The sequence below is a fragment of the Leclercia adecarboxylata genome (genome assembly GCF_023639785.1).
GTDB lineage: Bacteria > Pseudomonadota > Gammaproteobacteria > Enterobacterales > Enterobacteriaceae > Enterobacter > Enterobacter adecarboxylatus_D.
In genome coordinates this window covers 1,921,445-1,940,385 of sequence record NZ_CP098325.1, presented here as the reverse complement: position 1 = coordinate 1,940,385, position 18,941 = coordinate 1,921,445, and the positions used below count along the sequence as shown (strand labels likewise).

Sequence of the window (18,941 nt, the reverse complement as noted above, 5' to 3'; positions counted from 1 at the left end):
ACAAGGAAGGTTTTACTCTGATTGAATCAATCCGGATTCAATGACTAACATAAATAAAGCCAGCATGAATCCGGATGCATTTTTTACAGCTTAGGCGTGGTCTGTTTCTGTTGATCCATATACTTAACGACGGCGTTATGCCATGAAGGATCGTTTAGCTGAATTTTGGTATTTCCCATCGTGAGGCTTGCTGTACCGCTCACACAGCCCATGCCTGAACTTGGCATCGGTTTTTCACACCAGACAGGAAATACTCCACCCGTAGATACCGGACCATATTTATTCAGGGCAGCCTTGACCATATTGTCTTCATTTTTTTTCGTCCAGGGTATTTCATAGATCACCTGCGAAACAGCCATTGGATTAGACTTATTATAAGGAACACGAGGATCGAAACTCACCTGCATGCGGGTTCCTTTATCTTCGTATACCAGGTGCATAATCTGCTGACTCCCTGTGACAAAATCTGGAGTCTGACCTTTCATCGACTTAGACGCTCTTATTTGAGCAGGTGAAATACCAAAGTTTTTCTGCATTGCAGCTTGTGCTTCTTCAATACTCATCCCTGTTTTAACGCCGCCGACGTCAAAAGATTTAACATCCACGGCACGCACAGGAGGAATAGCGTTTGCCGATACAGATATCAGTGACGAAGATAAAGCTACCAAATATAATGGGGTTCGCAGGCGAATTTTCATTTTTCCTCTAATAACTGTAATGAATTAAGATGGTAATTTACATTCTCAAATTTCACTTTGCAAGTTGATGCGATAAATTCTCATCAGGTTGATTATGGAGATATCAGCACAAGCGGTTATTTTTTCCAGTAGCGACGTTTGTCTGTAAAGTTGAAATTAAGTCGGGCGGGAATAGCCTTTTAAAGGGTGTGAATATTATATATTCTTCACGACAGTGCTTATATTATGCAGGCCTGTATCAGGCGAACCGCTTTATTTTAACCGCCGCCTAAAGACAGCCTCATCCCGTAATATCATTGAGAAGCCAGCAATGGCGCCGACCGGGCTTGCGCATCAGGCCACGTACCGCCCGGATAACCGGTTTGGCAGAGTGTCCGGCCGGTGACGCCTGTTGCTCTTTACGGGTGAACGTCAAGCTGCCCTTCAGCTATTCCTGAAGTGTTTTTACCCGCATCGGGACTTTCCGGGTCACACCAGGTGCTAATGAGCTGCTTTAAAAAGTGGATAAGCCCGGACACAATCAGTACTGCGGATAAGGCTGCAAGCATAACAATCGCCATAAAAACTCCATGTTTTCATTTTTCCCTGCTAAATAGTAGAACGTATTCTTCAGTTGTCACGGTCATCCGGGTATTTTCAATTTCATTCCCGTTATTTTATAAGGGGGCTGAGTTGTTAACTCTGTTCGTTGGGGTGAAAGCCTGCGCAGCCGGGTGATATACACCCTTTAATTGAGAGGGATTACACCGAGTAATGACCATCAGACAGGCAAGTTGCAGGCGAAATATAGTCAGAATCGAGCCGCTATACATGCCTTCCACTCCATTTGTTCAGTGATTTGCTTTTAATAATAGCCAGATGAATACCGGTGCACCCAGCGTAGCGGTGACGACGCCGATGGGCAACTCTGCCGCCGTCAGCGCCAGGCGCGCGATGATGTCGGCAATAAGCAGCGTAGCGCCGCCTGTCACGGCCGCAGCAGGCAGCAGAAGCCGGTGATCGGTTATGCCGCATAAACGCAGCATATGGGGGATAACGAGGCCGATAAAGCCAATAGCGCCCGCCAGCGCCACGCTTACGCCCACCATCCAGCCGATAGCGATCACCAGAATGTTACGCCAGAAGGTGATCGGCAGGCCCAGCTGCCGGGCCGAAACCTCCCCCAGCACCAGGATGTTCAGCGGTGCGGCCTGGAAACAGGCCCAGATGATGGCGGGTACCAGCAGCAGCATCAACCAGCCCTCTCCCCAGTCTACGCCGCCGAACCCGCCCATCATCCAGTACATCAGCTGGCGCAGATCAAACGAGGTAGAAAAGTAGACCGCCCAGGTCATCAGGGCGCTGCAGATAATACCCAGCGCCACCCCAGCGAGCAGCAGGCGACTTACCGATAGATGACGGCGGGCAAAGCGCAGCAAAATAAGGGTAATGATCAACGCCCCGGCAATGGCGCAGAGGCTCAGTTCCCATCCAGACATGCTGCCCCCGCCAAGCATGACGGCAGCAATCAGCCCGACACCGGCCCCGTTTGACACGCCTAATAAGCCCGGCTCCGCAAGGGGGTTATCAAACAGCGCCTGCATGATAGTGCCGCTCAGCGCCAGTGCCGCCCCCACCAGCACCACTGCCAGGGTACGCGGCAGACGGATCTGCCAGATAAACAGCTCCCCCTGGGGACTAAACCACGACGACGGCCCGATCCATTGGTCGCCCGCGCACAGGCTCATGCCCAGCGCGATAACCAGCGCTATCAGCAGCAAGAGCAATTTACGCAGGTCGGAACGGTAATGCTGACGGGCAAATTCAGGCATTGGACTCATTTTGCGGATGAATGATGTAGTTGATTTTACGGTGGGTTCAGAGCAGCGCAAAGAAAAAAGGCCGCGAATGCGGCCTTTTTGGTTAGATCATCTCACTCTGCTTTGGGTGAAGCGTTTTCGACACGGCTCTTTAACTTCTGTCCGGGTCTGAAGGTCACCACGCGGCGAGCTGTAATGGGAATATCCTCACCCGTCTTCGGGTTACGACCCGGACGTTGATTTTTGTCGCGCAAATCAAAGTTACCAAAGCCGGAGAGTTTGACCTGCTCACCATTTTCCAGAGCGCGACGGATCTCTTCGAAAAACAGCTCAACCAGCTCTTTGGCATCCCGTTTGCTAAGCCCAAGCTTATCAAACAGATATTCGGACATTTCAGCTTTTGTAAGCGCCATAGGTTCAATCCCTCAATGATGCCTGGAATCGCTCTTTTAATGCCTCTACACATTTGGCGACGGTAGCGGCAATCTCCTCTTCTTCGAGTGTACGGCTGGTATCCTGAAGGATCAGGCTGATAGCCAGGCTCTTAAAGCCCTCTGCTACGCCCTTGCCGCGGTACACGTCAAATAAGTTTACGCCAACTACCTGATTTACGCCAACTTTCTTACATTCGGCCAAAATATCTGCGGCAGGCACATTTTCGGCCACCACGACGGCGATATCACGACGGTTTGCCGGGAAGCGAGAAACCTCCTGAGCCTGAGGAATGACGCGGTCTGCGACCTTGTTCCACTCCAGCTCAAACGCCAGTGTACGGCCGTTGAGATCCAGTTTGCGCTCCAGTTCCGGATGCACAACACCAATGAAACCAACGCGTTCACCTTTCAGATAAATCGCGGCGCTCTGGCCCGGATGCAGGGCCGGAATGGCTTCCGCGCGGAACTCAATTTCAGACAATTTACCGGTGAGATCCAGAACAGATTCCAGATCGCCTTTCAGGTCGTAGAAATCAACGCTGTTTTTGCTCAGATCCCAGTGCTCTTCATAGCGGTTACCGCAGATTGCGCCCGCCAGCATCAGATCCTGACGGATGCCGAGGTTCGCCTGCGTATCCGGTACAAAGCGCAGACCGGTTTCGAAGATGCGCACGCGGCTCTGCTGACGATTCTGGTTGTAAACGATGGTGCCCAGCAGGCCGGTCAGCAGCGACAGACGCATAGCGGACATTTCGCTGGAGATCGGGCTTGGCAGGATCAACGCTTCCTGGCCTGGGTGGATCAACTGCTGCACTTTCGGGTCAACAAAGCTGTAGGTGATCACTTCCTGGTAGCCTTTGTCGTTCAGCATGGTTTTCACACGCTTCAGGGAGAGGTCGGCTTCACGATGGGACCCCATCACCAGACCTGCCTGTACAGGCTCATCAGGAATGTTGTTGTAGCCGTAAACGCGGGCCACCTCTTCCACCAGATCTTCTTCGATCTCCATATCGAAACGCCAGCTCGGGGCGACAGCGGTCCACTCGTCCTGACCTTCGGTCACGTCGCAGCCCAGACGGCGCAGAATGTCGCTCACCTGTGCATCGGCAATGTGATGGCCAATCAGGCGATCCAGCTTGCTGCGGCGCAGGGTGATGGTTGCAGGCTTCGGCAGATGCGCCTCGCTGGTCACATCGATAACCGGACCGGCTTCGCCACCGCAGATGTCGATCAGCAGGCGGGTAGCACGCTCCATCGCTTTGTACTGCAGCGCTGGATCCACGCCGCGCTCATAGCGGTGAGAGGCATCGGTATGCAGGCCGTGACGGCGCGCGCGACCGGTAATGGAGAGCGGGCTGAAGAAGGCGCACTCCAGCAACACGTTCTGGGTTTCATCATTCACACCAGAGTGGTCGCCACCAAAGATGCCGCCCATAGCCAGCGCCTGGCCGCGATCGGCGATCACCAGGGTGTCGGCACTCAGTTTGGCTTCGCTACCGTCGAGCAGAACCAGGGTTTCGCCCTCTTTCGCCATACGCACCACAATGCCGCCTTCAATGCGATCTTTGTCGAACGCATGCATCGGCTGACCCAGCTCCAGCAGAACGTAGTTGGTTACGTCAACGACCGCATCAATGGAACGAATGCCGCAGCGGCGCAGCTTCTCTTTCATCCACAGCGGGGTTGGGGCCTTAACGTTGATGCCTTTAACCACACGACCCAGGTAGCGCGGACAGGCGTCTGGCGCTTCAACCTGAATGGGCAGCGTGTCGTTGATGGTCGCGGTAACCGGAGTAATCTCTGGTGCGTTCAGCTCAGCCTGGTTCAGGACCGCCACGTCGCGGGCGACGCCGATAATGCCTAAACAGTCGGCACGGTTTGGGGTCACGCTGATTTCGATGGTGTTGTCATCGAGCTTCAGGTATTCGCGCAGATCGGTACCGATCGGCGCATCCGCTGGCAGCTCAATGATGCCAGAGTGGTCATCGGAAATACCCAGCTCGGAGAAGGAACACAGCATGCCTTCAGAAGGCTCGCCACGCAGTTTCGCCGCTTTGATTTTGAAATCGCCTGGCAGCACCGCGCCCACGGTCGCCACGGCCACTTTCAGGCCCTGACGGCAGTTTGCGGCGCCGCAAACGATATCAAGCAGGCGTTCGCCACCCACGTTCACTTTCGTCACACGCAGTTTGTCTGCGTTCGGGTGCTGGCCGCACTCCACCACTTCGCCGATAACGACACCATTAAAGGCGCCTGCAACAGGTTCAACGCCGTCCACTTCCAGGCCTGCCATGGTGATCTGGTTAGAGAGCGCCTCGCTGTCGAGCGCGGTGTTCACCCATTCGCGTAACCACAGTTCACTGAATTTCATTGTTCTGTCCTGCCCTTATTTAAACTGTTTGAGGAAACGCAGATCGTTTTCGAAGAAAGCGCGTAAGTCGGTCACGCCGTAACGCAGCATGGTCAGACGTTCCATACCCATACCGAATGCAAAGCCGGAGTAGACTTCCGGGTCAATGCCGACGTTACGCAGAACGTTCGGGTGCACCATACCGCAGCCCAGCACCTCCAGCCATTTGCCGTTTTTACCCATCACGTCAACTTCGGCAGAAGGTTCGGTGAACGGGAAGTAGGACGGACGGAAACGAATCTGCAGATCTTCTTCAAAGAAGTTGCTCAGGAAGTCGTGCAGGGTGCCTTTCAGATTGGTAAAGCTGATATTTTTATCAACGATCAGCCCTTCCATCTGGTGGAACATTGGGGTGTGGGTCTGATCGTAGTCGTTACGATAGACGCGGCCCGGGGCAATGATGCGGATTGGCGGCTGCTTCTCTTTCATGGTGCGGATCTGCACGCCAGAGGTCTGGGTACGCAGCAGACGGGTTGCATCGAACCAGAAAGTGTCGTGGTCAGCACGTGCCGGGTGGTGGCCTGGGATATTCAGGGCATCGAAGTTATGGTAATCGTCTTCGATTTCCGGGCCGGTCGCCACGGTAAAGCCGAGCTCACCGAAGAAACTTTCAATACGGTCGATAGTACGTGTGACCGGGTGCAGGCCACCGTTTTCAATCCGACGACCCGGCAGGGAGACGTCGATGGTTTCGGCAGCCAGACGCGCATTCAGCGCGGCGCTTTCCAGCGCATTTTTACGCTCGTTCAGCGCCTGCTGAACCTGCTCTTTGGCTTCGTTAATTACCGCACCTGCAGCCGGGCGCTCTTCTGGCGGCAACTCACGCAGGGTAGTCATTTGAAGGGTCAGATGCCCTTTCTTGCCCAGATATTCGACGCGGACGTTGTCTAACGCGGCAACATCTGAGGCCTGGTTAATGGCAGCCGTTGCACTGGCAACCAGCTCTGCGAGATGTGACATGGTTTTCCTCGTTATGTAGCGATATTTACAAGCGGCAGATACGAAAAAAGCCTCCATCAGGAGGCTTTCTGGCGCTGTTTTCCGTTTCGTCTTTCACGCGCTAGCCTCCTGATGTCAGGTGCTAAAGTAAAAGAAGAAGCGGAAAATAGCAGCATTCATGCTTGCGTTACCTTGTGTGGTATGGAACCTGTCGCCTTATTGAAAAGGGTCGACAGAAAATTGTCAATGTTTTGATGCTGTTGAAACGAAAAGAGGGAGCAAAGCTCCCTCTTTCAACTGGCTTATGCCAGTGCTGCTTTCGCTTTTTCGACCAGAGCGGTGAACGCTACTTTATCGAATACGGCGATGTCAGCCAGGATCTTACGGTCGATTTCAACAGAGGCTTTTTTCAGGCCATTGATGAATTTGCTGTAAGAAATACCGTTCTGACGTGCTGCTGCGTTGATACGTGCAATCCACAGCTGACGGAACTGACGCTTACGCTGACGACGGTCACGGTAAGCGTACTGACCAGCTTTGATAACAGCCTGGAAGGCAACGCGGTATACGCGTGAACGCGCACCATAGTAGCCTTTAGCTTGTTTCAGAATTTTCTTGTGACGTGCACGAGCAATTACACCACGTTTTACGCGAGCCATGTGAGCTCTCCTGTATCTATATTCTTAGTAAAAAAATTAAACGTTAACGGCTTATGCGTACGGCAGGCACGCGATAACCAGACCCAGATCGCCTTTAGACACGAGGCCTTTTGGACGCAGGTGACGTTTACGTTTAGTAGATTTTTTGGTCAGAATATGACGCAGGTTTGCGTGCTTACGCTTAAATCCACCACCACCGGTTTTTTTGAAGCGCTTAGCAGCACCGCGTACGGTCTTAATTTTTGGCATTTTAATAACTTCCACTTCGCATTGTTAAATAAACGAAACGTAGGCGAACAAAACCTGCGAAGCCTGTAGGCTCCACAGGAATTGCTACTTGAAGGCCTTACTGTTTCTTCTTAGGAGCGAGCACCATGATCATCTGGCGGCCTTCGATCTTCGTAGGGAAGGATTCGACTACTGCCAGTTCACTCAGATCGTCACGGACGCGGTTAAGCACTTCCATCCCGATCTGTTGGTGGGCCATCTCACGACCGCGGAAACGCAGTGTGATCTTGGCCTTATCGCCATCTTCCAGAAAGCGAATCAGGCTGCGGAGTTTTACCTGATAATCGCCATCGTCGGTACCAGGGCGGAATTTAATTTCCTTAACCTGGATAACTTTTTGCTTCTTCTTCTGTTCCTTAGAAGACTTACTCTTTTCATAAAGGAACTTGCCGTAGTCCATGATACGACAAACTGGCGGTTCGGCGTTAGGGCTGATTTCAACTAAATCTACTCCAGCTTCTTCAGCCTTTTCGATTGCTTCTCTCAGACTCACAATCCCCAGCTGCTCGCCTTCCAGACCTGTTAAGCGAACTTCCTGGGCGCGAATCTCGCCATTGATACGATTCGGACGTGCCGTTTGAACTCGTTTTCCGCCTTTAATACCTTATTCCTCCAGTTGTTGAAGACTGCGGCTGCGAATCTCTTGTTGCAGCTTCTCAATCACTTCATTTACGTCCATGCTGCCCAAGTCTTTACCACGGCGGGTGCGAACGGCAACTTTGCCTGCTTCCACCTCTTTATCACCACAGACCAGCATATACGGGACACGACGTAAAGTGTGCTCGCGGATTTTAAAGCCAATCTTCTCATTTCTCAAGTCCGCTTTTACGCGAATGCCCGCATTTTGTAGTTTCTGCGTCAATTCTTTAACGTATTCAGACTGAGAATCAGTAATGTTCATCACGACTACCTGCACCGGCGCAAGCCAGGTTGGGAAGAAGCCGGCGAACTCTTCGGTCAGGATGCCGATAAAGCGCTCCAGAGAACCGAGGATCGCACGGTGGATCATTACCGGAACCTGACGCTCGTTGTCTTCGCCAACATAAGAGGCGCTTAAACGCTGCGGCAGGGAGAAGTCCAGCTGTACAGTTCCGCACTGCCATGCACGATCGAGGCAGTCATACAGGGTAAATTCAATTTTCGGACCGTAAAATGCGCCTTCGCCCAACTGGTATTCAAACGGGATCCCGTTTTCTTCCAGGGCGACGGCCAGGTCCGCCTCAGCACGATCCCAGGTCTCGTCGCTGCCAATACGTTTTTCAGGACGAGTTGAGAGTTTGACCACGATCTTTTCGAAGCCAAAGGTGCTGTACATATCGTAGACCATACGAATACAGGCGTTAACTTCATCACGCACCTGATCTTCAGTACAGAAAATGTGTGCGTCATCCTGCGTAAAGCCACGAACACGCATCAGGCCATGCAGCGCGCCTGACGGCTCGTTACGGTGGCAGCTACCGAACTCCGCCATACGCAGCGGCAGATCGCGGTAGGATTTCAGACCCTGGTTAAAGATCTGAACGTGGCCCGGGCAGTTCATCGGCTTGATGCAGTATTCACGGTTCTCAGAAGAGGTGGTGAACATCGCATCTTTGTAGTTGTCCCAGTGGCCGGTTTTTTCCCACAGCACACGGTCCATCATGAACGGGCCTTTCACTTCCTGATACTGGTACTCTTTCAGCTTGGAACGTACGAAAGTTTCCAGTTCACGGAAGATTGTCCAGCCGTCGTTATGCCAGAACACCATACCCGGCGCTTCTTCCTGCATGTGGTACAGGTCGAGCTGTTTGCCGATTTTACGGTGGTCACGCTTCGCCGCTTCTTCAAGGCGCTGCAGGTACGCGTTCAGGGCTTTCTTATCAGCCCACGCGGTACCATAGATACGCTGCAACATCTTATTGTTGCTATCGCCACGCCAGTAAGCGCCTGCGATTTTCATCAGTTTGAAGTGATGGCAGAAGCGCATGTTCGGCACGTGCGGTCCACGGCACATGTCGACGTATTCTTCATGGTGATACAAGCCAGGCTTGTCATCATGAGCAATGTTTTCATCAAGAATAGTGACCTTGTAGCTTTCGCCGCGCTTCACAAAGGTTTCACGCGCTTCGTGCCAGCTGACTTTCTTCTTAATGACGTCATAGTTGCTCTCAGCCAGCTCGTGCATGCGCTTTTCGAGGGCTTCGATATCTTCCTGGGTCAGCGTGTGGTCAAGATCAACGTCGTAGTAGAAACCGTTGTCGATAACCGGGCCGATAGCCATTTTGGTGTTAGGCCACAGCTGTTTGATTGCATGACCGAGCAGGTGTGCGCAGGAGTGACGAATGATCTCCAGACCTTCTTCGTCTTTCGCGGTGATGATCGACAGCTTCGCATCGTTTTCAATTAAATCGGAAGCATCAACCAGCTCACCGTCTACGCGGCCAGCGATAGTGGCTTTCGCCAGACCCGGACCGATATCCAGCGCAACATCCATTGGGCTTACGGCGCGGTCAAAATGGCGTTGGCTGCCATCAGGAAGAGTAATAACAGGCATTTTATGTCCTTATTTGCAGTGATGCCCCACACATAAGAGCATATGCAAAGAGAATAATCTTTAGTTTACAGTGGATTGCAAAACCATCTGACCAACAATCGTCAAATTGGCCCGCAACCATGCACAGGATCGAAATCAGATAAATGACAATTTACGATCAGCGCGTAGATGGTAACACTAACAAAAGGGTGAAAACACCCCTACAGATGGATTGCATGCGTTAGTACTTTTGCATGAGTTTAACGTGGAATTTCAGACAGTTTCTCGCAATACCGGGTTACTGAGCTATTCTTGAACAGGTCCTTCAACATACTATTGGGGCGAATTATGAACGTATCAAGCAGAACAGTCGTTATCCTTAACATTCTTTCTGCCACCGCATTACTCGTGATTCTGGCAGACAAGTTTCACTGGTTTTGACGCTCGTTGTTGCAAGCGCCTGAAATTTTAGCATTCCGGCAGAGCGCAATTATCACTGCTCTTTGGTAAACTCTATTCACCAAAGAACAAGGATGATGCGATGCCGACGAAACGCTTTTCAAAAAAACACTGGAAGATGGTGATTGTTTTAATCGCCATATGTGTCGCCATGCTGTTATTACGTTGGGCGGCAATGCTTTGGGGTTAATCTCATCTTCCCTGCCACAACAGTAAGGGTATTCAGCGGCTTGTTTGCAAAACAAGCACAAATATAAACTTACGTTTTAATTATCTTTACACAAAATACAGATATAAAAAAACCGGTACATCAGGATCCGGTTTTTTTTAGCGGCAATAATGGGCCGAAAATGCATTTAGCACGTCAGACAAAACTATCAGGACCATTCACCGGCAACCAGTTTATGCACGTCGAACGCGTCATCCATGGACTGCCCAGTGGACTGTGAGCCCGGGGCGATGTTCGAACCTGCTTCTACATCAGAGGCCTTGGTAATGCCAATTTGTGTAGAGGTGTCACTGGCAGAATTATATACAGAGTCAGCGGCAAAGACGCCGAATGACAATGCAGAAAGAACTAATGCTGCAGATGCAGTTGTGATTTTATTCATAATGTTTTTCTCTTACTGAATTAATACAGACCAACTTAAGGCAATATCTAGCCTGTACTCACAGTTTAGATCTGGATCACACTTTTGCATAGTCAAAATATTTATCAATTCGTGTCAAATAATCTGAATAGTAACAAGACGAGGAATTATGGAGAGAATATGGAGATATCGGCTACGGCTATATTTTAAAACAGCGTTTGTTATTTATCAGCACAAAAATTAAAAACGGGCCAATATGTTATTGGCCCGCGGAAATTACATCTTGTAGCCCAGAGAGACAACCGTTCTGCGATCGGTGTGTTCCGGTGCAGAGGCAGGTGGCTCGGAGTTCCAGGTCACATTATATGCAACTTTCAGCCCGAAGTGGGCGTTGATTGCCACGTTGAGCGCGGTCTCGGAGTTGACGGTTGTATCGTCAGCACCAAAGACGGAAACGCCCTGGCTGAATTTGGCGTTATCAGTCATCTGCCAGGCGTAGGTTCCGGACGCGTAACCCAACGGCTGGGTTTCCGTATCACCGTCGGTGTACTCGTCATAGCGAACACCCGGACCAAATTCAAAGCGGAAGCTGTGTACCGGACCATTGAGGAACTGGCGACCATAACCAGCGGTTGCCACATCACGCTCCCGGTAGCCGTTGTAGCGATCGGTTAACCAGCTTGCCTGACCGAACAGATAGTCATAGTCAGTCATGTTGTAACGGCTACGCCCGCCCACCGCATATTTCTCGGAAGAGCGCTCATCGTTAGAAGAGGTGTTGCTGGCGTTACCCCACAGCGACCAGGCCGTGGTATTGCCGTACCAGGTCAGGGTGGTATCGGCGGTCAGGGAGGAGCTTTTCGTATTGCCCGATTGCGCCAGATAACCTGCGTTAAGGTTGCCTTCGAAGGGTTTCTGTGCAGTGGAGGGATCATCCATGACAGTAAAAACGGAATCATCGGCTGCCGCATTCAGTGACGCAAGCAGGCCTCCCGCCAACATCATCGCGGCGGGTACTGTCTTTAAGAGCTTCATTTATAAAGAGTCCGTACAACAAAAAAAGAGACCATTACGGTCCCGGAAACTTTCTTGCGGATCAATGCCATGGGATCCTTAGAAAGGTTACAAATTATAAAAAGGCTCAAATAACATAGCAATGATTTCTTGTTTCATTTTTGGAATAAGAACGATCTTAAACCAGCCCGATATTTATAAATAAAAGTCAGGGTTGGTAAAGGTATTTATATTGGAAATCATATTGTTATTACTTTCGCTTCGGTGGTTTAAGTGCCAGGCTTAATGCAAACCCCACTTACAGGAGATAAGCATGGATCGTATCTTTACGTTGACGCTCTCCCCTTCACTGGACAGCGCAACCCTGACGGCACAACTCTATCCTGAAGGTAAACTCCGCTGCAGCGCACCGGTTTTCGAACCCGGCGGCGGCGGCATTAACGTTGCCCGTGCGATCGCTCACCTTGGCGGCAAAGCCACGGCCATCTTTCCCGCAGGCGGGGCGACGGGAGAACATCTGGTCGCCCTCCTCGCTGACGAACAGGTCGCCGTCGATACCGTCGAAGCCCGGGACTGGACGCGGCAAAACCTGCATGTCCACGTTGAATCCACCCACGAGCAATACCGCTTTGTCATGCCCGGGGCAACGCTGAGCGATGATGAGTTTCGCCAGCTCGAAGAGAAAGTGCTGGCTATCGAGAGCGGTGCCTTACTGGTTATCAGCGGCAGTTTGCCGCCCGGCGTCAAAACCGAAAAACTGACGCAGCTGATCCGCGCCGCCCAGCAGAACGGCATCCGTTGTATCGTCGACAGCTCCGGTGAGGCGCTCAGCGCTGCGTTGACCCTCGGCAACATTGAGCTGGTCAAACCCAACCATAAAGAACTGAGTGCGCTGGTTAATCGCGATCTGAGCCAGCCGGATGACGTGCGTAAGGCCGCCGAGGAGCTGGTGAAAAGCGGTAAAGCGCGGCGGGTGGTTGTCTCCCTCGGTCCACAGGGTGCGCTGGCCGTAGATGAAACCGGCTCGGTACAGGTAGTGCCCCCGCCAATGAAAAGCCAGAGCACCGTCGGCGCGGGTGACAGCATGGTGGGCGCGATGACCCTGAAGCTGGCTCAGGGCGCATCCTTACGGGAAATGACCCAGTTTGGCGTGGCGGCAGGCAGCGCGGCGACCATCAATCATGGCACCCGCCTGTGCTCGCTTGAGGACACGCAAAAGATATTCACTTATCTGGCCACTGCGTAATTGCTGCCCTCCCGGTTACCCGGCGAGGGCGACAAATGGCATGAATCAACTATGCTAAAAAAACTTTTGGGATAACAACGAGGTGAATTATGAGCAGCGGAGATATCGCGCGCTACGTGGTAACCATAAAGGTTCATGAAGACACGCTGACAGAGCTCAATGAAATCAACAACAATCTTACCCGCGGCGGTTTTTTACTGACCATGACCGACGATGAGGGCACGCTCCATGAACTGGGTACCCATACTTATGGTCTGGTGACCCCGCTGAGTGAAGATGAGGTAAAAGCCCTGGCATCAGGACTGGTGCAGGACGCAACCGGAAAAGAGCCTCTGGTTGAGGTGACACGCTGGGAAGACTGGCAAAAAGCGCAACAATAAATGCCCAGGGCCAGCCAAACGGCCCAACTGTGCGTTAGCTCGTATTTTTTTACCACTGTTTCACGCTAACTTTATGATCTGGCAGACAACATGGGAGAGCGATCATGTGGCAGGCTATCAGTCATCTTTTAAGTGAACAACTGGGCGAAGGTGAAATTGAACTGCGTAATGAGCTGCCAGGGGGTGAGATCCACGCCGCATGGCATCTACGCTATGCGGGTCGCGATCTCTTCGTAAAATGTGACGAACGCGAGCTGTTACCCATCTTCACGGCGGAAGCTGACCAGCTGGAACTGCTCTCCCGCAGCAAAACCGTTCATGTGCCTCACGTCCGGGCCGTTGGCAGCGATCGGGACTACAGCTTTCTGGTGATGGATTATCTCCCGCCCCGCCCGCTGGATGCCCATAACGCCTTTATTCTGGGGCAGCAAATTGCCCGCCTGCATCAGTGGAGCGAACAGCCGCAGTTTGGTCTCGATTTTGATAACGATCTCTCCACCACTCCCCAGCCCAACGCCTGGCAACGGCGCTGGTCGACCTTCTTTGCTGAACAGCGTATCGGCTGGCAGCTTGAACTGGCGGCGGAAAAAGGGCTGGAGTTTGGCAATATCGACGCCATTGTCGATCATATTCAGCAGCGCCTGGCCTCGCACCAGCCCCAGCCTTCTCTACTGCACGGCGATTTATGGTCGGACAACTGCGCCCTGGGACCGGACGGCCCCTATATCTTTGACCCGGCCTGCTACTGGGGAGACAGAGAGTGCGATCTCGCCATGCTGCCCCTGCACCCTGAGCAGCCGCCGCAGATTTACGACGGCTACCAGTCCATATCCCCGCTTCCGGCAGATTTCCTCGAAAGGCAGCCGGTTTATCAGCTTTATACGCTAATGAACCGTGCCATTCTGTTTGGCGGGGAGCATCTGGTGAATGCGCAGAGAGCGCTGGAAAGAGTGCTGGCGGCATAGCGCGCAGGCTGCCGGGCAGTGTGGCCCGGCAGCGAACGTTTACAGCAGGCCGAGCAGAGAAAACAGGAAATACCCGGCGACAATCATCAACACCGGCAGCACGTAGAGCGTAAAAATTTGCAGGAAAATGGTGTTATTTGGCACCACAATGCGTGATTCAATCTGCTCGCGCGTTAATCCCTCTTCCCCTCTTGCGTTTTCCAGAATCAGCTGAGCTTCTAGTCCTTCACGGATCATGCGGGACTGACGACGCATCCGCGCCCCGGACGCCTGCAGCGCCAGAGCAATAAAGATCAGGGCAAAGATGATCCAGAACGCGATGTTCATCCCCTGCCGAAAGTCAGGCGTCGGCGAGTTGTACCAGAAGAAATTCAGGAACGGGGTATTAAATCGCATCATCTCAATCATGACATGGGCGAAATCAAGCATCACGGCGTTGATCCCGGCCTGTTTCTCGCTGTGGTCATAGATAAATTTCAGGACGGAGATAATGGTCGAGATCACTGACGGAATGAAAATCACCCATCCGGCAATCTGTTTCAGTATCGCGATGCGTCCAGCTTGTTGATATGTCATTGGTTCCTCATTTTTAAATTACATCCTTTGAGGCTAAGTCTACCTGCTGGTTGTCATTTTCGCCCGCTCTTTACGGGTGATATGCTAAATTGCCAGGGTGAGGTAGCTCATACCCCTGCTGAAACCAACGAAAGGAGAGGTTGAATGTCGACGCCGCGTCAAATTGTTGCTGCGATTTTTGATATGGATGGATTACTGATTGATTCCGAGCCGCTGTGGGATCGGGCTGAGCTGGATGTCATGGCCAGCCTGGGGGTGGATATCACCCGCCGCCACGAGCTGCCGGATACGCTTGGCCTGCGCATCGATATGGTGGTTGAGCTCTGGTATGCCCACCAGCCCTGGGTCGGTCCGGGCCGTGATGAGGTGACCGATCGCATTATTAACCGCGCCATTACGCTGGTGGAAGAGAACCGCCCGCTGCTTAAAGGCGCGCGTGAAGCCGTGGCGCTCTGCAAGCAACAGGGGCTGAAGGTCGGTCTGGCTTCCGCCTCGCCGCTGCATATGCTGGAGAAGGTGCTGATCATGTTCGATCTACGCGACAGCTTTGATGCAATGGCCTCCGCTGAGAAGCTGCCTTACAGCAAGCCACACCCGCAGGTGTACATGGATTGCGCCGCGAAGCTGGGCGTTGACCCGACCTCCTGTGTAGCCCTGGAAGACTCCGTAAATGGCATGATCGCCAGCAAAGCGGCGCGGATGCGCTCTATCGTCGTGCCTGCTGAAGAGAACCAGCACGATGCCCGCTACGCGCTGGCGGATGTGAAACTGGCCTCTCTGCAAGAACTCACCGTCACGCATTTGCGCGGGTAATTGTCGATGGCGGGCAGCGCACGAATGCCCGCCATGACCGTCACCCTATAAATTTTTAAAACAGCATTTCATTTTAATTTGATCTTCCTTTCAACTGCTTCTATGCTTATCTCAGAACAATAATACCCCCCCTATATTCTGAGGTCCGTATGATACTGGATGCCTTTAATCTTTCAGGAAAAGTTGCCATTGTTACCGGCTGTGATACCGGCCTCGGCCAGGGTATGGCGCTAGGTCTGGCGCAGGCTGGCTGCGACATCGTCAGCGTCAACCGTCGCATACCCGAAGAGACTGCCGCAGGCGTTAAGGCGCTGGGACGTCGGTTTCTGGCTATTCAGGCCGACCTCAGCAGGCAGGACGGCATTGACAGCATTGTCGAAGAGACGGTTAACGGGATGGGACGTGTGGATATCCTGGTGAATAACGCCGGGACCATTCGTCGGGAAGATGCCCTTACCTTCAGCGAGAAGGACTGGGATGAGGTAATGAACCTCAACCTGAAGTCGGTCTTTTTCCTCTCTCAGGCCGTGGCTCGCCAGTTCATTGCCCAGGGCCGGGGCGGCAAAATCATTAATATCGCCTCCATGCTGTCGTTCCAGGGCGGGATCCGCGTCCCCTCTTATACCGCCTCAAAGAGCGGCGTCCTGGGCATCACCCGCCTGCTCGCCAACGAGTGGGCGCAGCACGGCATTAACGTCAATGCCATCGCGCCGGGCTATATGGCAACCAATAACACCCAGCAGCTGCGGGATGACGAACAGCGCAGCAAAGAGATCCTCGACCGCATCCCGGCGGGGCGCTGGGGCACACCGGACGATCTTCAGGGCCCGGCAGTCTTTCTGGCCTCTTCGGCGTCGGACTATGTCAACGGCTACACCCTGGCCGTTGATGGAGGCTGGCTGGCTCGTTAACAGCTTTGTGACAAAGAGTTACACCGTCACTACTTCCGTATACTGTATAAAATCCCTATACTGGATGCATCGACAGTTTAGTGGGTTTTATCATGACGGCGGAAGGTCATCTGCTCTTTTCTCTCGCCTGCGCAGTGTTTGCCAAAAACGCGGAGCTTACACCGGTGCTGGCGCAGGGTGACTGGTGGCATATCGTGCCATCGGCGGTTTTGACCTGCCTGCTGCCGGATATCGATCATCCCAAGTCGCTGCTCGGGCAGCGGCTGAAGTGGATCTCCAAACCCATTGCCCGCGCCTGCGGGCATCGCGGCTTTACCCATAGCCTGCTGGCGGTGTTCGCCGCCCTCACCCTCTTCTATTTAAAAGTGCCGGACAGCTGGCTGATCCCGGCTGACGCCATCCAGGGGATGGTGCTGGGGTATCTGAGCCATATTCTGGCCGACATGCTGACGCCGGCCGGCGTTCCCCTGCTGTGGCCCTGCCGATGGCGTTTTCGTCTGCCGATCCTCCGGCCACAAAAAGGTAACCAGCTGGAGCGTGCCCTGTGCATGGCGCTGTTCGCCTGGGCGGTGTGGATGCCCCAGACGTTACCGGAAAACGGCGCCGTACGCTGGTCCTCACACATGATTAATTCGCTGCAATTTCAGTTCAACCGCTTTATCCATCATCAGATTGAGCGCTAATCAGACAAAATTAGCGCGTTTGGAATAACCCATTCCATTTGGATATAAGCAGCGGGATCACACTTCTGATAACCTTGCGCCAACAAGGTCGGATTGATACCGATCTGATATTAAATCAGGAGAACGGGGATGAATTTTCCATTAATCGCGAACATCGTGGTGTTCGTCGGCTTACTGCTGTTGCTGGCGCAGTCGCGCCACAAACAGTGGAGCCTGGCCAAAAAGGTTCTGGTCGGTCTGGTCATGGGCGTGGTGTTTGGCCTGGCGCTGCAGGCCATTTACGGTGCCAGCAACCCGGTGCTGAAAGAGTCTATCCAGTGGTTTAACGTGGTCGGCAACGGCTATGTGCAGCTGCTGCAGATGATCGTCATGCCACTGGTCTTCGCCTCTATTCTGAGCGCGGTAGCCCGTCTGCATAACGCCTCACAGCTGGGCAAAATCAGCTTTCTGACCATAGGTACACTGCTGTTTACCACGCTTATCGCGGCGCTGGTCGGCGTGCTGGTGACCAACCTGTTTGGCCTGACGGCAGAAGGTCTGGTGCAGGGCACCGCGGAAACCGCGCGCCTGACCGCCATCGAGACCAACTATGCGGGTAAAGTGGCGGATCTGACCGTTCCGCAGATGCTGCTCTCCTTTATCCCTAAAAATCCGTTTGCCGACCTGACCGGTGCAAACCCGACGTCCATCATCAGCGTGGTGATTTTTGCCGCCTTCCTCGGCGTGGCTGCACTGAAGCTGCTGAAAGATGACGCCCCGAAAGGCCAGCGCGTACTGACCGCCATCGATACCCTGCAGAGCTGGGTGATGAAGCTGGTGCGTCTGGTGATGCAGCTGACCCCGTACGGCGTACTGGCGCTGATGACCAAAGTGGTTGCAGGCTCAAACCTGCAGGACATCATTAAGCTGGGTAGCTTCGTGGTTGCATCTTACCTGGGCCTGGGCATTATGTTTGTGGTCCACGCAATCCTGCTGGGCGTGAATGGCGTAAGCCCGCTGAAATACTTCCGCAAAGTGTGGCCGGTGCTGACCTTCGCCTTTACCAGCCGCTCCAGCGCAGCGTCCATTCCGCTGAACGTGGAAGCGCAGACCCGTCGTCTGGGCGTGCCGGAATCGATCGCCAGCTTCTCCGCCTCCTTCGGTGCCACCATTGGCCAGAACGGTTGTGCAGGTCTCTACCCGGCCATGCTGGCGGTGATGGTCGCGCCAACCGTGGGGATTAACCCCCTGGATCCGATGTGGATTGCGACCCTGGTCGGGATTGTGACCGTAAGCTCTGCCGGTGTAGCCGGTGTGGGCGGCGGCGCGACCTTCGCCGCGCTGATTGTTCTGCCTGCGCTGGGTCTGCCGGTGACGCTGGTGGCACTGCTGATCTCCGTTGAACCGCTGATCGACATGGGTCGTACCGCGCTGAACGTCAGCGGCTCCATGACGGCGGGAACGCTGACCAGCCAGTGGCTGAAGCAGACCGATAAAGCCGTTCTGGAAAGTGAAGACGACGCGGAACTCGCGCACCGTTAATCGCTTCCTCTGCTAAAAAAAACCGCCTTCAGCAATGACGGCGG

Annotated in this window: 23 protein-coding genes and 1 other annotated feature; of the genes, 9 read left to right on the top strand and 14 right to left on the bottom strand. The window is 53.3% G+C overall.

The genetic code is table 11. From position 1 onward, the window contains the following. Positions 1-83: 83 nt before the first annotated feature. The 11 genes from NB069_RS09260 to thrS form a co-directional block, all read right to left on the bottom strand. Entirely contained in the window at positions 84-698 is a 615-nt protein-coding gene (locus NB069_RS09260) for a hypothetical protein (protein WP_250589067.1), read from the bottom strand. A 398-nt stretch (positions 699-1,096) separates the two neighbouring features. Next, positions 1,097-1,258 (bottom strand): hypothetical protein, encoded by a 162-nt coding sequence (locus NB069_RS09255; RefSeq protein WP_250589066.1) that lies wholly within the window; start codon positions 1,256-1,258, stop codon positions 1,097-1,099. A gap of 270 nt (positions 1,259-1,528) precedes the next feature. Further along, positions 1,529-2,509, bottom strand: coding sequence for a vitamin B12 ABC transporter permease BtuC (btuC, locus tag NB069_RS09250; RefSeq protein ID WP_250589065.1), 981 nt, complete (start codon positions 2,507-2,509; stop codon positions 1,529-1,531). Positions 2,510-2,610: 101 nt separating this feature from the next. Then, positions 2,611-2,910 carry an integration host factor subunit alpha gene (ihfA, locus tag NB069_RS09245; protein WP_006820203.1) on the bottom strand — a complete coding sequence of 100 codons (300 nt, stop codon included), beginning with the start codon at positions 2,908-2,910 and terminating at the stop codon, positions 2,611-2,613. A 4-nt stretch (positions 2,911-2,914) separates the two neighbouring features. After that, positions 2,915-5,302: a phenylalanine--tRNA ligase subunit beta gene (gene pheT / locus NB069_RS09240; protein ID WP_250589064.1), complete on the bottom strand. Its 2,388-nt coding sequence runs from the start codon at positions 5,300-5,302 to the stop codon at positions 2,915-2,917. 15 nt (positions 5,303-5,317) lie between these two features. Next, a complete protein-coding gene (pheS, locus tag NB069_RS09235; protein WP_250589063.1) occupies positions 5,318-6,301 on the bottom strand; it encodes a phenylalanine--tRNA ligase subunit alpha in 984 nt (327 codons plus the stop codon). A gap of 40 nt (positions 6,302-6,341) precedes the next feature. Next, positions 6,342-6,465, bottom strand: a sequence feature (Phe leader region). Next, on the bottom strand, positions 6,416-6,460 hold the full coding sequence (gene pheM, locus NB069_RS09230; RefSeq protein ID WP_001386830.1) for a pheST operon leader peptide PheM: 45 nt from the start codon (positions 6,458-6,460) through the stop codon (positions 6,416-6,418). It overlaps the preceding feature by 45 nt. Before the next feature lie 117 nt (positions 6,466-6,582). Next, positions 6,583-6,939 (bottom strand): 50S ribosomal protein L20, encoded by a 357-nt coding sequence (gene rplT / locus NB069_RS09225; RefSeq protein WP_000124850.1) that lies wholly within the window; start codon positions 6,937-6,939, stop codon positions 6,583-6,585. Between the two features lie 51 nt (positions 6,940-6,990). Beyond that, the gene (gene rpmI / locus NB069_RS09220; protein WP_003030583.1) at positions 6,991-7,188 is read right to left on the bottom strand and encodes a 50S ribosomal protein L35; all 198 of its coding nucleotides are present in this window, start codon (positions 7,186-7,188) and stop codon (positions 6,991-6,993) included. 97 nt (positions 7,189-7,285) lie between these two features. Beyond that, positions 7,286-7,828, bottom strand: a complete 543-nt coding sequence (gene infC / locus NB069_RS09215; protein WP_023616141.1) for a translation initiation factor IF-3 — start codon at positions 7,826-7,828, stop codon at positions 7,286-7,288. Positions 7,829-7,831: 3 nt separating this feature from the next. Further along, positions 7,832-9,760: a threonine--tRNA ligase gene (thrS, locus tag NB069_RS09210; RefSeq protein WP_250589062.1), complete on the bottom strand. Its 1,929-nt coding sequence runs from the start codon at positions 9,758-9,760 to the stop codon at positions 7,832-7,834. A gap of 327 nt (positions 9,761-10,087) precedes the next feature. Here thrS and yncL point away from each other — a divergent pair, with 327 nt between their 5' ends. Both yncL and yniD read left to right on the top strand, forming a co-directional pair. Further along, a complete protein-coding gene (yncL, locus tag NB069_RS09205; protein ID WP_072036629.1) occupies positions 10,088-10,180 on the top strand; it encodes a stress response membrane protein YncL in 93 nt (30 codons plus the stop codon). 100 nt (positions 10,181-10,280) lie between these two features. Continuing rightward, positions 10,281-10,388 carry a small membrane protein YniD gene (gene yniD, locus NB069_RS09200; RefSeq protein WP_223074218.1) on the top strand — a complete coding sequence of 36 codons (108 nt, stop codon included), beginning with the start codon at positions 10,281-10,283 and terminating at the stop codon, positions 10,386-10,388. A 187-nt stretch (positions 10,389-10,575) separates the two neighbouring features. On the opposite strand, the gene NB069_RS09195 is transcribed toward yniD, so the two are convergent. Continuing rightward, entirely contained in the window at positions 10,576-10,809 is a 234-nt protein-coding gene (locus NB069_RS09195) for a hypothetical protein (protein WP_072036628.1), read from the bottom strand. 255 nt (positions 10,810-11,064) lie between these two features. Beyond that, positions 11,065-11,823, bottom strand: a complete 759-nt coding sequence (locus NB069_RS09190) for a DUF481 domain-containing protein (protein WP_250589061.1) — start codon at positions 11,821-11,823, stop codon at positions 11,065-11,067. Positions 11,824-12,115: 292 nt separating this feature from the next. On the opposite strand from NB069_RS09190, the gene pfkB reads away from it, so the two are divergent. The 3 genes from pfkB to NB069_RS09175 all read left to right on the top strand — a co-directional run bounded on the left by pfkB (position 12,116) and on the right by NB069_RS09175 (position 14,393). Beyond that, positions 12,116-13,048, top strand: a complete 933-nt coding sequence (gene pfkB / locus NB069_RS09185) for a 6-phosphofructokinase II (protein ID WP_250589060.1) — start codon at positions 12,116-12,118, stop codon at positions 13,046-13,048. Positions 13,049-13,137: 89 nt separating this feature from the next. Continuing rightward, positions 13,138-13,428, top strand: coding sequence for a type V toxin-antitoxin system endoribonuclease antitoxin GhoS (ghoS, locus tag NB069_RS09180; protein ID WP_250589059.1), 291 nt, complete (start codon positions 13,138-13,140; stop codon positions 13,426-13,428). 104 nt (positions 13,429-13,532) lie between these two features. After that, entirely contained in the window at positions 13,533-14,393 is an 861-nt protein-coding gene (locus NB069_RS09175; protein WP_250589058.1) for a fructosamine kinase family protein, read from the top strand. 39 nt (positions 14,394-14,432) lie between these two features. Here NB069_RS09175 and NB069_RS09170 read toward each other — a convergent pair whose 3' ends face one another. Beyond that, the gene (locus NB069_RS09170; protein WP_250589057.1) at positions 14,433-14,969 is read right to left on the bottom strand and encodes a YniB family protein; all 537 of its coding nucleotides are present in this window, start codon (positions 14,967-14,969) and stop codon (positions 14,433-14,435) included. 144 nt (positions 14,970-15,113) lie between these two features. Here NB069_RS09170 and hxpB point away from each other — a divergent pair, with 144 nt between their 5' ends. The 4 genes from hxpB (at position 15,114) to NB069_RS09150 (ending at position 18,897) form a co-directional block, all read left to right on the top strand. Continuing rightward, the gene (hxpB, locus tag NB069_RS09165) at positions 15,114-15,782 is read left to right on the top strand and encodes a hexitol phosphatase HxpB (protein WP_250589056.1); all 669 of its coding nucleotides are present in this window, start codon (positions 15,114-15,116) and stop codon (positions 15,780-15,782) included. A gap of 149 nt (positions 15,783-15,931) precedes the next feature. Beyond that, complete coding sequence (kduD, locus tag NB069_RS09160) at positions 15,932-16,693, top strand: 2-dehydro-3-deoxy-D-gluconate 5-dehydrogenase KduD (RefSeq protein ID WP_250589055.1); 762 nt, start codon at positions 15,932-15,934, stop codon at positions 16,691-16,693. Between the two features lie 92 nt (positions 16,694-16,785). Then, positions 16,786-17,376 (top strand): metal-dependent hydrolase, encoded by a 591-nt coding sequence (locus NB069_RS09155; RefSeq protein WP_039029065.1) that lies wholly within the window; start codon positions 16,786-16,788, stop codon positions 17,374-17,376. A 129-nt stretch (positions 17,377-17,505) separates the two neighbouring features. Next, entirely contained in the window at positions 17,506-18,897 is a 1,392-nt protein-coding gene (locus NB069_RS09150; RefSeq protein WP_250589054.1) for an L-cystine transporter, read from the top strand. Positions 18,898-18,941 lie beyond the last annotated feature (44 nt).